Origin of the sequence: Streptomyces buecherae (genome assembly GCF_014295035.1) — a bacterium.
Taxonomy (GTDB): Bacteria; Actinomycetota; Actinomycetes; order Streptomycetales; family Streptomycetaceae; genus Streptomyces; species Streptomyces youssoufiensis.
This window is the reverse complement of the sequence record NZ_CP060404.1, coordinates 600,001-614,149: the sequence shown is the minus strand read 5'-3', so window position 1 is coordinate 614,149 and position 14,149 is coordinate 600,001. Positions and strand designations below refer to the sequence as shown.

Genomic DNA, 14,149 nt, shown 5'->3' with positions numbered 1-14,149 from the left:
AGCGCGCCACGCGCCCCTTCGCGCTTTTCGCGGCGGTTTCACGGAGTTTCACCGGAAAGAGGTGCGGCGCAATCACGCCTGCGGTCGGGTGCCCGATGTGGCTGGTAAAAGGCCGTTTGAAGGGCGGAGGTGGTGTCCAAGGGGCGTCGGGGGCGGCAGCACGCCACTCCGAGGGCCCCGAGTCGCCCGCCGCGTGGGATCTGTGGGCCGCCGCGGTCCGCCGCCGGTCCCGGACGCGCCGGCGCGGGCGCCGTGGAGCGTGGGCGGGACCGTGACCTGGGGCCGCGAGCGGGTGAACGGCGCGCGAAGAGTTGGGTGAGGGTGGGGCTCAGGCGCCCGACAGCCGGCCCGGCCGACGAGGGCGCCGCACCGTGCGCGCCGAACTGCTCGGCACCGAGATGACACCGTTGCGCTGCCGCCAGACCTGCCGGGTCACCCACACGTCAAGCACGCCCCAGGTGGCCGCGACGGTGCTGGCTATGGAGCTGAGCACCATCGGGAACGCGAACCATGACTCGCCGAGCGTGCACAGCACCGCCACCATCGCCTGGACCAGCGTCAACGCGATGATGATGACGGCGCGAACGGCCGCCGTGCGCACCGGATCGGGCAGCCGCAGACGGCGCGCGGGCTCCTCCGTCCACAACGACTGAGGCCGCTCCTGCGGGATGTCGCGATTCTTTTCCATCAACATCTCCCCCTCTCCATGGGTGCCCGGATTGCGTGGTTCCGAAAAGAGGGACATCGGCCGTAATCCGCCCAGGCTTCCCCTTGGATCACGTACGACGATGAACGAAGGTTCCCAGGCTCCCGCGCGTTTCCAGCCACCGCGAACTGGCAGGGTTCTGCCATCCGTGGGAGCGCGGTCGTCGGGGGCCTAGCTGAAAAGTCAGGGCAACAGCGGACAACTAGTGATCAAGGGCGCACCTGATGTGCCGTCAGCGGCTGGACGTGTCTTCGAGTTGGTCACGCGACAGTAGTAGGCTCGCGCCGCTTGTTGTCGGAACATCCCCCGCGTCGGCGGGGTTGACGTTAGGGAGGCCATGCGCTTTCGCGGTAAGTCGATCCGCCGGAAGATCGTGGCGCTGTTGCTAGTGCCGCTCGTCTCGCTGACGGCAATCTGGGCCTTCGCTACAGTGATCACCAGTCGTGAGGCCATCCAGCTCATGGACGCGGCCGACGTCATTGACAAGGTCGGTACACCGGCGGAAGACGCGGTGCAGGCCATCCAGAAGGAGCGTCGCCAGACGCTCATCTATCTCGCGGACCGCAATTCCACCGCCCTCGCCCAACTGCGCGAGCGGCAGCACGCCACGGACACGGTGCTGGACAAGCTGCGCGACAACGCGCGCAGCGAGGACACCCGCGACAGCATGAACTCCGACTCGGAGAGTCAGCTCGCCACGTTCCTCGACAGCACCAAGGGCCTGGACGAACTGCGCGGCAAGGTGGAGAACAACTCCATCAGCCGCGCCAGCGCGTTCGAGAAGTACAACTTCCTGGTGGACGGCGTCTACAACTTCCGTTACGCCCTGCACACCGTGCCCAACGCCGATATCGACAAGCACGGCCGCGCCATCGTCGCGATGATCCGTGCCCGTGAGGCGCTGGCCCGCGAGGACGCCCTGTACGTCGCCGGCGTCACGGCGAAGAAGATCAGTTGGCAGGACCTGCGGAAGATGTCGGACCTGCGGGCCGAGCGCGACCTGATCTACGCCACGAACCTGCCGGTGCTGCCGGTCAAGGAACAGAAGATCATCATGGACTACCGGCGTACGTCGGCCGCCCCCGAGGCGCTGTACAACGTCGAGAACGCCATTCAGAACGCCGGCCCCTCGCGCACCATCGACGTGGTGGACCGCAAGCGCTGGGAAGCCGCGGTCAACCCGTCCCTCGACGACTACGACCGTCTCGGCAAGGAGTACACCGACCGCTACGAGGACGACGTCGTACGTCCCGAGGCGATGCGGGTCATGCTCCGCGCCGGCGCGGCCGGTGTGCTCGGCTTCCTCGCCCTGCTCGCCTCGCTGTTCGTCTCCATCCGCATCGGCCGCGCCCTCATCCGCGACCTCCAGCGGCTCCGCAAGGACGCGCACGAGGTCTCCGGCGTGCGCCTGCCCAGCGTCATGCGCCGGCTCGCCGCCGGTGAGCAGGTCGACGTCGAGGCCGAGGCGCCCCGCCTGGAGTACGGCGGCGACGAGATGGGCCAGGTGGGCCAGGCCCTCAACACCCTGCAGCGCGCGGCCGTCGAGGCCGCCGTCAAGCAGGCCGACATGCGGCGCGGCGTCTCCGAGGTGTTCGTCAACCTCGCCCGCCGGCACCAGGTCCTGCTCCACCGCCAGCTCACCCTCCTCGACGCCATGGAGCGGCGCACCGAGGACACCGACGAGCTGGCCGACCTGTTCCGCCTGGACCACATGACCACCCGCATGCGGCGGCACGCCGAGGGCCTGGTCATCCTCTCCGGCGCGGCCCCCTCCCGGCAGTGGCGCAAGCCCATCCAGCTCATGGACGTGGTCCGCGCGGCGGTCGCCGAGGTCGAGGACTACGAGCGAATAGAGGTGCGCCGGCTGCCGCGCCTGGCCGTGAACGGCCCGGCCGTCGCCGACCTCACCCACCTCATCGCGGAACTCCTGGAGAACGCGGCCGTCTTCTCGCCGCCGCACACCGCCGTTCAGGTGCACGGCGAGCGGGTCTCCAACGGCTTCACGCTGGAGATCCACGACCGCGGCCTGGGCATGGCCCCGGACGCGCTCCTGGAGGCCAACCTCCGCCTCGCCGAGACCCGCGACTTCGAACTGTCCGACACCGACCGGCTGGGCCTGTTCGTGGTCAGCCGCCTCGCCCAGCGGCAGGGCGTGCGGGTCTCCCTGCAGCCCTCCCCGTACGGCGGTACCACCGCGGTCGTGCTCATCCCCGCGAACCTGCTCTCCGAGGGCGAGGTCGACCAGGGCAACGAGCCGTCCGGCGAGGAGACCCGCAGGCTGCGCCCCTCCGAGACCGGCATCGCCGCGATCGGTCAGGGCTCCGGTGGGCGCAAGGGCAAGCACGCCCGCGCCCTGGACAACGACCCGTTGGATGGACCGGTCGAGCTGGAGGCATCTATCACGCCGTTCGAGGACGAAGAACCGGACGATGTAGAGGGCGGCTGGTTCCAGGGTCGCGGTGTGCCGCAGCCCGGACCGGATGCCACCCCCGCCTCCGAGCACCAGCAGGCGGGCGACGACTACACGTCGCCCTCCGGCGAGCCGATCTCGCTGCCCCGGCGCCGGCACCCCGTACTGGTCTCCGACCACGGGCGTCCGGTGGAGAGCCCGCGCCCCGGGCGCGACCAGCGTCCCGGCGGCCAGCCGGGCCGTCCCATGGAGCCGGTGCCCGACCCCGAGCCCACGCTCACGGTGCAGCGCCCCGCGCAGCCCCCGGCCAGGCCCGCGTCGCCGGCCTCCGCCGCCGGACTGCCGCGTCGGGTCCGGCAGGCGAGCCTCGCCCCGCAGCTCAAGAAGGAGCCCGCCCACGCGGAGCCGGAACCGCAGCCGGATGACTCGGACCCCCAGCGCGATGCCGAGATGGCGCGGGCCAAGATGGCCTCGCTCCAGCGCGGCTGGCAGCGCGGCCGGCAGCAGCACACCACCTCCGCCGACTCCAACGGCCCGGCGGGCACAGCACCAGGAACGACATGGGAGGGGGACGGTCGATGACCGCACCATTCAACGCCGCGCCGAGGCCATCGAGCGAGCTGAGCTGGCTGCTCGACGAGCTGGTCGAGCGGGTGGGAAGCATCAGCAAGGCACTCGTGCTCTCCGGCGACGGACTGCCCACCGGCGCGTCACGGGACTTGACCCGGGAGGACGGCGAGCACCTGGCCGCCGTCGCCTCCGGATTCCACAGCCTCGCCAAGGGTGTCGGCCGCCACTTCGAGGTGGGCCGGGTTCGGCAGACCATCGTGGAGCTGGACGACGCGTTCCTGTTCGTGACCGCCGCTGGTGACGGAAGCTGCCTGGCCGTGCTCGCCGATGCCGACTCCGACGTTGGGCAGGTGGCGTACGAGATGACGCTCCTGGTCAAGCGGGTCGGCACCCACCTTGGCACCGCTCCGCGGTCCAGTGGGTGATGGTGTGACATGAACGGAGACGGGGAAGACACAGCCCGCTGGTTCGACGACGCGGCGGGGCCGGTTGTCCGGCCGTACGCCATGACGCGTGGTCGCACCCGCAGTCTGACCGAGGAAAAGCTCGACCTGATAGCGGTCGTCATCGCCGACACTCTTCGGAGCCGGTCGGTAGCCGATCAGACCCTCTCCCCGGAGCATCTCGACATCGTCGAGCTGAGCCGGGAGTCCCCGCAGTCCGTCGCTGAGCTAGCGGCCGAACTCGACCTTCCGGTCGGGGTGGTCCGTGTCCTCATTGGCGACCTGCTGCACGCGGCGCTCGTTCGCGTGTCCCGGCCCGTACCTCCGGCAGAACTGCCGGATGAGTGGATTCTGCGCGAGGTGATCAATGGTCTTCGGGCACTCTGACCGCGGCCGTTCCGGTGTTGTCGACCCAGTAACGCTGAAAATCCTGGTAGCTGGGGGTTTCGGCGCCGGCAAGACGACGCTGGTGGGCGCGGTGAGCGAGATCAAGCCGCTGCGTACCGAGGAACTGCTCAGCGAGGCCGGCCGCCCGGTCGATGACATCGGCGGGGTGGAGGGCAAGACGACCACCACCGTGGCCATGGACTTCGGGCGCATCACGCTCCGCGAGGACCTCGTCCTGTACCTCTTCGGTACGCCGGGGCAGGACCGCTTCTGGTTCCTGTGGGACGAGTTGGCGACCGGGGCGCTGGGTGCGGTGGTGCTGGCCGACACCCGACGCCTGGAGGACTGCTTCGCCGCCGTCGACTACTTCGAACGGCGCGGCATCGCCTTCACCGTGGCGGTGAACTGCTTCGACGGGGCGACCAGGTTCCCGGAGGAGAGCGTGCGCGACGCGCTCGACCTGGACCCCGACGTCCCCGTGATGCTCTGCGACGCGCGGCAACGCGAGTCCACCAAGAGCGTGCTCATCTCGGTGGTCGAGCACGCCATGAAGATCGCCGCCGAACAGCGGCAGGCAGCCGGCGGCTGACCGGCTTCACGACGAAGCGGCCCGCATCCCACACCAGGGGTGCGGGCCGTCGCGCGTCGCGGCACCACCGTCACACCGGACGCGCCGGGTACGCCCGCTCAGAACGCCGCGTTGAAGACGAGCCCCGCCAACACCGCTCCGACCAGTGGGCCGACCACCGGTACCCACGCGTAACCCCAGTCCGACGTGCCCTTGTTCGGTATGGGCAGCAGCGCGTGCGCCGCGCGGGGCGCCAGGTCGCGGGCCGGGTTGATGGCGTACCCGGTCGGCCCGCCGAGCGAGAGGCCGATACCGACCACGAGGAAGGCGACGAGCAGCGTCTTGGTGCCCGACTCGCCGATGCCGTCGTCGAGCCCGAAGGCGAGCAACGGCAGCACCAGGGCCAGGGTCGCGACGATCTCGCTCAGCACGTTGGCGACCGGGTGTCTGACCTCGGGGATCGTCGCGAAGATGCCCAACGTCGGCTGCGCGTCGGTGGGGTCGCTGTTGGCGGCGAACTGCGCGTAGTACGCCACGTACGTGAGCGCGGCGCCGAGCAGCGCCCCGACGAACTGGCCGGCGAGGTAGACCGGTGCGTCGGCCCACTCGCCGGTGTCCACCGCGATGCCGACGGTCACCGCCGGGTTGAGGTGGCCGCCGGAGAGCGGGCCCGCCGTGTACGCCCCGGCCATGACGCCGAACCCCCAGCCGAAGGCGATGGCGACCCACCCCGCCGACCTGGCCTTCGAGCGCTTGAGGTTGACGGCGGCGCACACCCCGGCTCCGAACAGGATCAGGATGGCGGTGCCGATGGTCTCGCCGACGAAGATGTCGCCCTGGGAATAGCTCATGCAACTCCTCAGCCCTCACGCCCGAGGCGCCGCGGCCCCCGGCCCGGTGTGCGGGGATCACCCGCGATCACGGCGCCGGAGCGGGCCCGGGCGAAGCCCGGACACCCCACCCCAGCGGGCCGCGAGGCGGGCGCCGTCGACGCGGAGCGTGGGCAGCCGCACACCGGCTCACCACCGGCCCGGCCCACCGCCGACAGGGTGCGCCCCACTCGCCGTGGAGCGAGGCTATCCGCGTAGAACGACGCCTGCCACGGGCAGTGTTCTCCCGCCCTGATGGGCCGTCAAGGCTGGGCACACCGCCGCGTTACGTGGCCGCCGCGCCCGCTCCACCCACCCGTCACCCCGGCCCCGTCTGATCGCCGGATGTCGCGGGAGTTCCCACACCGACCGCACCGGCGCCCCGCGCACGCCGGCGCCCACACCGCCCTCCTACCGTTCTCAGCACGCGCCGCCCTCAACCGCCACTGCTCCCAAGCCCGCGCCGCGCTCAGCTCGTGCCGCCCTCAGCTCCCGCCGTCGACCGCGATTCCCGCGCCCGTCGGTGGTCCCGCTCGGGATGTGCCGCCAGCCACGCGCGCGCGATCCGCGACAGCTCCGCGTCCCGCCCGGTCAGCATCATCGCGATCATCTGCCCGTCGCCGCGCAGCGACCACAGCGGGTGCCCGAAGGTGGCCGGATTGTTGCCCTCGATGAGGAAGTGCGCGGGCCAGGCCGTGCCGTACCCGAGCAGCGGTAGGGCCAGCGCCCATCGACGGCGCCCGCGGCCGAGGCCGTACGCCGCGACGGCGAGGCCGCCCAGTGTCCCGGCCAGGTGGACCCAGCGCGTCGCGGGACGCGAGTGCATCGCCACGTAGGAGGGCCAGAACGCGTCATAGGAGGCGGGGCTCTGCTCGTCCATCCCCGCACCGTAGTGGACGCAACCAGCGATCGGCCCGCCGCGTCCACTCCATCGTGACCGGTCGGGCGGGGTCCACGGGGGTGGTTCCGTCCGGCCGGTCACACGCGGCGACTCCCGCGCGCACGGGCGGGTCCGCGGTCGGACCTCCGCGCGCCCCGCGTACCAGGAGCCCGCATCGCGCCGTACGCGGCCCGGTGCGGGCCCGATGCCCGGGAATCGGCCGACCACCCCTTTCGGCCAGCGCGGTCGGCTGGTAGACCCTGGGGCATGTCTCGATGGAACGCCGCCGTGCGTACGCTCGCCATGGGAGTCGCCGCCCTGTTCGCCGTCGTCGCCGCGCCCCCGGCGGCCCAGGCGTCACACGAGCCCCGCGCGCCAAGGGAGTTCGTGGCCCTCCAGGACGTCGACCCCACCATCCGCCAGGAGATGCGCTACGTCACGCCGCACAACTTCGTGGGCACCCGCGTCGCCGGCTACCGCCAGCCCCTGTGCATCCTCACCGCGCCCGCCGCGCGGGCCCTGCACCGGGCCCAGCGCACCCTGCTGCGCCAGGGTTACTCGCTCAAGGTCTACGACTGCTACCGCCCGCAGCGTGCCGTGGACCACTTCGTGCGGTGGGCGAAGGACCTGGACGACCAGCGGATGAAGGCGGAGTTCTACCCACGGATCGACAAGACCCGCCTCTTCGAGGACGGGTACATCGCCGAGAAGTCCGGGCACAGCCGTGGTTCTACCGTCGACCTGACCCTCGTCAAACTGCCGGCCAAGCCCACCCGCCCCTACGTCCCCGGCGAGCCACTGGCCCCCTGCTACGCGCCGCAAGCCGAGCGCTTCCCCGACAACGCCGTGGACACCGGCACGGGCTTCGACTGCTTCGACACCCTCTCGCACACGCTGGATCCGCGCGTGGTGGGCAAGCAGCGCGCCCACCGACTGCTGCTGAAGGGCGCCCTGGAGAAGGCGGGCTTCCGCAACCTTCCTGAGGAGTGGTGGCACTTCACGTACCAGCCCGAGCCCTTCCCCGACACCTACTTCGACTTCCCGGTCTCGCGGGCCTCGCTCTCCGGCCGGCGCTGACCCCGGCGCCAGCCGGCCCCGGCACCCGTCCGTGACGGGTCACCCCGTCGCGCGACGTGGCTCCTCAGGGCGTCACCAGGCCGACCGCCTCGCCGCGCACCCGCATCGCGTACTTCACGTCCTCCGGGCCCTCCCGCTCGACCACCACCCGCTCCCCGCGCATCCGCGTGGTGAACCGCACCTCCGTCGGCTCCTCCCAGCCGTCGCCCGTCTCGCTGATCAGCACCCCGCCGCCGGTGCGCCCGACCATCGGCGCCCACACCTCAAGCTCGGTCTCGCCCCGCTCGCCCACCACCGGCACCACCGACCCCGCCCGCACCAGCACCGGAACCCGCGACAGCGGGGCGTCCACCACGATCCGCCCCGGGCCCTCGTACGCCTGCCCGGTCGCCTGGTCGTACCAGCGCCCGCGCGGCAACCGCACCGTGCGCTGGCGCACGCCCGGCTCCAGGACCGGCGCGACGAGCAGCGAGTCCCCGAGCAGGAAGGCGTCCTCGCAGTCGCGCAGCGCGCGGTCCCGTGGCCAGCGCCACCACAGGGGGCGCACGTACGGCGCGCCCGTGCGGTGCGCGAGATGGGCCAGGGTCAGGAAGTACGGTGCCAGTCGCTGCCGCTCGTGCAGCGCGGCCCGCGCGTGCTCCAACACCTCGGGCCCGAACTCCCACGGCTCGCGCCGCCCCGCCGTGATCGCCGCGTGGGTACGGAACAGCGGCAGATAGGAAGCCAGTTGGAACCAGCGCAGGTACAGCTCCGGGGACGGCGAGCCGGTGAACCCGCCCACGTCCGGGCCCGAGTACGGCACCCCGCACAGACCGAGCCCGAGCACCAGCGCCAGCGACGCCCGCAGCCCGGGCCAACCGGTGCTGACGTCGCCCGACCAGGTGCCCCCGTACCGCTGGAGCCCCGCCCAACCGGAGCGCGAGAAGAGGAACGGACGCTGCTCGGGGCGCAGCTCACGCAGCGCCTCGTAGCCGGCGCGGGCCATCGCGAGCCCGTAGACGTTGTGCGCCTCCCGGTGGTCACCGCCCCGCCCCTCCAGCGCGTGCCGCGCCGACAGCGGCAACGTGGGGTCGCCGAACGCGGCGAAGGACACCGGCTCGTTCATGTCGTGCCACACGCCGGCGAAGCCCTGGGCGAGCCGCTCGGCGTACCACTCGCCCCACCAGGCGCGCACCCGCGGGTCGGTGAAGTCCGGGAACGCCGACTCGCCGGGCCACACCTCGCCGCGCACCTCGCGCCCGCTCCCGTCCCGTACGAAAGCGCCCGCCGCGACCCCCGCGTCGTAGACCGGGTTGCCCGGCTCCGCCTTGACCGCCGGATCGATGATGGAGACCAGCCGTACGCCGTCGTCGGCGAGGTCCGCCGCCAGCCCCGGCAGGTCGGGGAAGCGCTCGCGGTCCACCGTGAACACCCGGTGGCCGTCGTAGTGGTCGATGTCCAGGTGCACCGCCGACAGCGGAAGCCCACGCTCCAGATAGCCCGCGACCACCCGCCGCACCTCCCGCTCGCCGCCGAAGCCCCAGCGCGCGTGGTGGTAGCCGAGCGCCCACGGCGGCGGCAGCGCGGGCGCGCCGGTCAACTGCGCCCAACTGTGCAGCACCCGCGCCGGAGCACCCACTATCACCCAGTAGCGCAGCGGGCCGCCCTCCATCCGCACCTCGCAGCGGCCCGGGCGGTCGTGCCCCGACCCCTCGCCCTCCACCCCCTCGCGCAGCGTCACCGCGCCGTCCCAGGTGTTGTCGTGGAAGATCAGATGGCTGCCCGCGTCGGCCACCACGAGCTGCACCGGCATCGTCAGGTACAGCGGGTCGTCCGGCGGCTCGAAGGCCCCGCCGGGGTCGGTGTTCCACAACCGGTACGTCCCGCTGCGCAGCCGCGGACCCGCCGACCGCCCACCCAACCCGAAGCACCGGGCGTCGGGCGCCACCACCGAACGCTGCGTCCAGCGTGGCCGCGCCCCCTCGACCGGCCCCGCCGCGGGCTCCCACCAGCGCGGCGGCAACTCGCGCCGCAGCACGACCCCGCCCGGCGTGCGCACCGCGACCGCCCCGTGCCGGGACACCGTCACCGTCACCCGCTCGGACACCACCCGCCACCCGTCCTCCGTGTCGGGTTCGAGGAACGCGCGCTGGTCCACCTCGGGGCACGATCCGGCCAACGCGTACGAGGGTTCGGGCGTCGCCCCGTCCCAGCCGCAGAAGACCGCGCCCCCGGCCGCCACCCGCACCCGCAGCGACGAACGCGCGAACCGCACCACGCCACCACCCGGCTGCGGCTCCGCACCCTCGGCGAGACCCGGCACGCGGGCCCGTTCGGGACCCGACCGGGGCAGTCCGGCCGCGTCCACGCGTTCCCTTCGCCACGCGGCCCGTACGGTCCGCCGCCCCCGCGCCGAACCGATCACTTTCACCGACCGCACCAGGTCACGCGCATCCATGCTGATCACCCTGCCATTGCCGGGACCGGCCAGACGCTTCGTTCAACTGCCGTTCACCCGTTGTCACCCGAGCCCCACACCAACCCGTGACCTTGCGCCCCGGCGCGCCTCATGAACTGGCCGAAACCGCATCCGGCTTGTTCGCACCCCCGCGCGCCGTAGAGACCGCCGCCCCGCCACCCGTCGCCCGCGGCCCCGCGCGCCATCGCGGGCCGACCGGCCCCGCACGCCGACGCCGAACCCGGACTGCTCTGGTGCGGATGTCGATCACATGGCATCGTCCTGCTGAGCCGCGTCACGCCCGCGCGCCCCACCACGCACCGGGGCCCGCGCCCGTGCGCGAGCGGACGCACACCACGCGCCGAGTCCGGGAGCCGAGATGACCACCGCACCGCAGTCAGCAGCCCAGCCGGAACCCCTGTGGCGGCCCGGCCCCGACCGCATCGCGCAGGCCCAGGTCACCCGCTTCCAGAGCTGGGCGGCCGAGCGGTACGGGGCACCCGCCGCCACCCCCGGCGACCCGGTCGCCAGCTACGCCGACCTGCACCGCTGGTCCGTGGAGCGGCTGCCGGAGTTCTGGGAAGCGGTCACGCGGTGGTTCGACGTGCGCTTCACCACCCCCTACGAGACGGTGCTCGCCGAGCGCGCCATGCCCGGCGCCCGCTGGTTCCCCGGCGCCACCCTCAACTACGCGGAGCACGCCCTACGCGCGGCGCGGGACCCCGCCCGCGCCGACGAGCCCGCCCTGTTGTACGTCGACGAGACCCATGAGCCCACCGAGGTGAGCTGGTCGGAACTACGCCGCCAGGTGGGCTCGCTCGCCGCCGAACTGCGCCGCCTCGGAGTACGCCCCGGCGACCGCGTCAGCGGCTACGTGCCCAACATCCCGCAGGCCACGGTCGCGCTCCTGGCCAGCGCCGCGGTCGGCGCCGTCTGGACCTCCTGCGCCCCCGACTTCGGCGCCCGCAGCGTCCTCGACCGCTTCCAGCAGGTCGAGCCGGTCGTCCTGTTCACCATCGACGGCTACCGCTACGGCGGCAAGGAACACGACCGCGCGGAGACCGTCGCCGAACTGCGCCGCGAACTGCCCTCGCTGCGCGCCGTCGTCCACATCCCGCTCCTCGGCACTCCCGCCCCCGGCGGCACCCTGCTCTGGGACGACCTCACCGCCGCCGACACCGAGCCCGTCTTCGAGCCCGTCCCCTTCGACCACCCGCTGTGGGTCCTCTACTCCTCCGGCACCACCGGGCTGCCCAAGGCCATCGTCCAGTCCCAGGGCGGCATCCTCGTCGAGCACCTCAAGCAACTCGGCCTGCACAACGACATGGGCCCCGGCGACCGCTTCTTCTGGTTCACCTCCACCGGCTGGATGATGTGGAACTTCCTCGTCTCCGGCCTGCTCGCCGGCGTGACCGTGGTGCTCTACGACGGCAGCCCCGGCTACCCCGACACCGGCGCCCAGTGGCGGGTCGCCGAACGCACCGGCGCGACCGTCTACGGCACCTCCGCCGCGTACGTCATGGCCTGCCGCAAGGCCGACGTACACCCGGGCCGCGACTTCGACCTCTCCCGCCTACGGTGCGTGGCCACCACCGGCTCCCCGCTGCCGCCCGACGGCTTCCGCTGGCTGCATGACGAGGTCGCCGACGACATGTGGATCGCCTCGGTCAGCGGCGGCACCGACGTCTGTAGCTGCTTCGCGGGCGCCGTCCCCACCCTCCCCGTCTACATCGGCGAACTCCAGGCACCCGGCCTCGGCACGGACCTCCAGGCGTGGGACCCGCAGGGCCAGCCGCTCATCGACGAGGTCGGCGAGCTCGTCGTCACCAACCCCATGCCGTCCATGCCGGTGCACTTCTGGAACGACCCCGACGGCAGCCGCTACCGCGACAGCTACTTCGAGATGTTCCCCGGCGCCTGGCGCCACGGCGACTGGATCACCCGCACCTCCCGCGGCAGCGTCGTCATCCACGGCCGGTCCGACTCCACCCTCAACCGGCAGGGCGTCCGCATGGGCTCCGCCGACATCTACGAGGCCGTGGAGCGCCTCCCCGAGATCCGCGAGTCCCTCGTGATCGGCGTGGAGGAACCCGACGGCGGCTACTGGATGCCCCTCTTCGTGCACCTCGCCCCCGGCGCCACGCTCGACGACGAACTGCGCGACAAGATCAAGACCGTCATCCGCGCCCAGCTCTCGCCCCGCCACGTCCCCGACGAGGTCATCGAGGTCCCGGCTGTCCCGCACACCCTCACCGGCAAGCGCATCGAGGTCCCGGTCAAGCGTCTCCTCCAGGGCGCCGCACTCGACAAGGCGGTCAACGCCGGCTCGGTGGACAACATCGAACTGCTCCACTTCTACGAGCGACTGGCCCGCGAGCGCTCCGCCACGAACACCTGACGATCACACCCAGCAACCATTGTCAGACCCCTCGGTTACGGTGAGTGAGCATTGATCGACCCGCCGAGGGGGAGCCATGACACCCACGCCCCACGACCGCCCACCCACTGACGACGGACAGCACGGACCCGGCAGGCGCCAGCCTGCCGGGCCAGGCGCCACCCACCCCGGGCGCCCCAGCGGCCCCACCGGACCAGGCCGCGAGGGCCAGCGCCGACCCGGTGCCACGCGCGTGCGCACGGCGCGAAGCACCCGCAGAGCGACCCGCCGGGCACTGCGCCGCGAATCCCCGAGCACCATCGCCGTGCTGGCCAACGCGGTGGACTTCGCGGCCATGCGGCGGTATGAGTCCTTCCCCTTCGCCGACCACGCCCGGTACCTCCGCCAGGTGGAGGGCCTGCTCAGAGCCCGAGCCGCCCACGGCGGACACACCACCGTGGCCCTCTTCGACCCGGCGGCCTACCGCGCCTTCTGCGCCGAAACCGACCTCGACCCCGACCAGCCCACGAGCCGCGCCCGCTACGCCGCGGCATCCCCGGCCACCAGCCCGACCCTGCCGTACGAGGGCCAGTCGCTCGACCACCTCATCGCGCAGTTGCTCGACGCGGAAGAACACCAGGCCACCCTGACCCGAGCCGTGCAGGTACTGGCCAGCATGGGGGAGTGCGCCGAATGCGGCGAGGACGTCGCCTCCGCGGCGCTGACCCGGGCCGGCCAGGCGGTGCACGCCCTGCTGCGCAGCGCCGGCTCGGGCCGCCACCACCTGGTGTGCAGCGTCCCGACGCACGCCGGCTCGCTGATCGCGGTCCTGCACGTGCGCGCGGAGGCGTCGGAACCGCCGGGCAGTTCCCCGCACCACCTGCCCGACGACGACAGGGAGGCGTTCCGCGCGACGCTCGCCGTCGGCCTGTCCGGCACCAGGCCCGGTGGTGTCGTCCTGCGCACCACGGGCGATGACCAGCGCGACACGGTCCGTGGCTGGGCGATCCGCGACCACTGGCTCTCCCCGCTCACCGAGGCCCAGGTGTTCAGCGCCTACTGCACCGACCCGGACACCGGCGAACCCCTGTCCCCGGAGTCGGGCGTCGACTACCGCGCGGGCTTCCCGCTACCTCGCCCGGACAACGACCTCCGTTGGCCTACCGACGGCTGACACCTGATGGCCGGGGGCGGTCCTCCCGCGGCACGGGCCGTCCCCAGCCCCCTGCTGAACCGATTTGCCTCGCCTGAGGGTCCGCTGTACTGTCGTACCCCTGCCCACGGACACACACTGCGGATAACCGCACGTGGTTCAAGGGCGGCACCTATGGAGATCTTGCTTCAATTCTCTGAACCATGATTTCGCGCGTGCTTTCACGCAAGAAATCGAGTGGTCAGAAAGAAGAAATAGACCTGATAGAGTGT

The 14,149-nt window shown here is 72.2% G+C and carries 10 protein-coding genes and 1 pseudogene; 7 read left to right on the top strand and 4 right to left on the bottom strand.

Annotated elements, in window-relative coordinates; translation table 11 throughout:
- Nucleotides 1-343: 343 nt before the first annotated feature.
- Nucleotides 344-694 (bottom strand): annotated as a pseudogene (locus H7H31_RS02135) (hypothetical protein); the annotation flags it as partial.
- 349 nt (nt 695-1,043) lie between these two features.
- Between H7H31_RS02135 and H7H31_RS02130 the strand changes: the two are divergent.
- Genes H7H31_RS02130 through H7H31_RS02115 form a run of 4 tightly spaced genes read left to right on the top strand, consistent with a single transcriptional unit; the run spans nt 1,044 to nt 5,105 of the window.
- Complete coding sequence (locus H7H31_RS02130; RefSeq protein WP_187063451.1) at nt 1,044-3,698, top strand: sensor histidine kinase; 2,655 nt, start codon at nt 1,044-1,046, stop codon at nt 3,696-3,698.
- A complete protein-coding gene (locus H7H31_RS02125) occupies nt 3,695-4,111 on the top strand; it encodes a roadblock/LC7 domain-containing protein (RefSeq protein WP_176165406.1) in 417 nt (138 codons plus the stop codon). Before H7H31_RS02130 ends, H7H31_RS02125 begins: the two co-directional genes overlap by 4 nt.
- Nucleotides 4,112-4,120: 9 nt before the next feature.
- The gene (locus H7H31_RS02120) at nt 4,121-4,516 is read left to right on the top strand and encodes a DUF742 domain-containing protein (RefSeq protein WP_176165407.1); all 396 of its coding nucleotides are present in this window, start codon (nt 4,121-4,123) and stop codon (nt 4,514-4,516) included.
- Nucleotides 4,497-5,105 carry a GTP-binding protein gene (locus tag H7H31_RS02115; RefSeq protein ID WP_176165408.1) on the top strand — a complete coding sequence of 203 codons (609 nt, stop codon included), beginning with the start codon at nt 4,497-4,499 and terminating at the stop codon, nt 5,103-5,105. The genes H7H31_RS02120 and H7H31_RS02115 overlap by 20 nt, the downstream gene beginning before the upstream one ends.
- A gap of 98 nt (nt 5,106-5,203) precedes the next feature.
- On the opposite strand, the gene H7H31_RS02110 is transcribed toward H7H31_RS02115, so the two are convergent.
- On the bottom strand, nt 5,204-5,935 hold the full coding sequence (locus H7H31_RS02110) for an MIP/aquaporin family protein (RefSeq protein WP_187063450.1): 732 nt from the start codon (nt 5,933-5,935) through the stop codon (nt 5,204-5,206).
- 487 nt (nt 5,936-6,422) lie between these two features.
- Complete coding sequence (locus H7H31_RS02105; protein WP_187063449.1) at nt 6,423-6,833, bottom strand: DUF962 domain-containing protein; 411 nt, start codon at nt 6,831-6,833, stop codon at nt 6,423-6,425.
- Between the two features lie 267 nt (nt 6,834-7,100).
- On the opposite strand from H7H31_RS02105, the gene H7H31_RS02100 reads away from it, so the two are divergent.
- Nucleotides 7,101-7,910 carry a M15 family metallopeptidase gene (locus tag H7H31_RS02100; RefSeq protein WP_187063448.1) on the top strand — a complete coding sequence of 270 codons (810 nt, stop codon included), beginning with the start codon at nt 7,101-7,103 and terminating at the stop codon, nt 7,908-7,910.
- 64 nt (nt 7,911-7,974) lie between these two features.
- Here H7H31_RS02100 and H7H31_RS02095 read toward each other — a convergent pair whose 3' ends face one another.
- Nucleotides 7,975-10,347 carry a glycoside hydrolase family 31 protein gene (locus H7H31_RS02095; protein ID WP_187063447.1) on the bottom strand — a complete coding sequence of 791 codons (2,373 nt, stop codon included), beginning with the start codon at nt 10,345-10,347 and terminating at the stop codon, nt 7,975-7,977.
- A gap of 379 nt (nt 10,348-10,726) precedes the next feature.
- On the opposite strand from H7H31_RS02095, the gene H7H31_RS02090 reads away from it, so the two are divergent.
- Both H7H31_RS02090 and H7H31_RS02085 read left to right on the top strand, forming a co-directional pair.
- Entirely contained in the window at nt 10,727-12,745 is a 2,019-nt protein-coding gene (locus H7H31_RS02090; RefSeq protein ID WP_187063446.1) for an acetoacetate--CoA ligase, read from the top strand.
- Nucleotides 12,746-12,977: 232 nt separating this feature from the next.
- Nucleotides 12,978-13,898: a hypothetical protein gene (locus H7H31_RS02085; protein WP_187063445.1), complete on the top strand. Its 921-nt coding sequence runs from the start codon at nt 12,978-12,980 to the stop codon at nt 13,896-13,898.
- Nucleotides 13,899-14,149 lie beyond the last annotated feature (251 nt).

What these genes read in the sequence shown, in the direction of transcription:
- H7H31_RS02130 (WP_187063451.1), top strand. Translation starts at nt 1,044, where the DNA reads ATGCGCTTTCGCGGTAAGTCGATCCGCCGGAAGATCGTGGCGCTGTTG.
- H7H31_RS02125 (WP_176165406.1), top strand. Translation starts at nt 3,695, where the DNA reads ATGACCGCACCATTCAACGCCGCGCCGAGGCCATCGAGCGAGCTGAGC.
- H7H31_RS02120 (WP_176165407.1), top strand. Translation starts at nt 4,121, where the DNA reads ATGAACGGAGACGGGGAAGACACAGCCCGCTGGTTCGACGACGCGGCG.
- H7H31_RS02115 (WP_176165408.1), top strand. Translation starts at nt 4,497, where the DNA reads ATGGTCTTCGGGCACTCTGACCGCGGCCGTTCCGGTGTTGTCGACCCA.
- H7H31_RS02110 (WP_187063450.1), bottom strand. Translation starts at nt 5,935, where the DNA reads ATGAGCTATTCCCAGGGCGACATCTTCGTCGGCGAGACCATCGGCACC.
- H7H31_RS02105 (WP_187063449.1), bottom strand. Translation starts at nt 6,833, where the DNA reads ATGGACGAGCAGAGCCCCGCCTCCTATGACGCGTTCTGGCCCTCCTAC.
- H7H31_RS02100 (WP_187063448.1), top strand. Translation starts at nt 7,101, where the DNA reads ATGTCTCGATGGAACGCCGCCGTGCGTACGCTCGCCATGGGAGTCGCC.
- H7H31_RS02095 (WP_187063447.1), bottom strand. Translation starts at nt 10,347, where the DNA reads ATGGATGCGCGTGACCTGGTGCGGTCGGTGAAAGTGATCGGTTCGGCG.
- H7H31_RS02090 (WP_187063446.1), top strand. Translation starts at nt 10,727, where the DNA reads ATGACCACCGCACCGCAGTCAGCAGCCCAGCCGGAACCCCTGTGGCGG.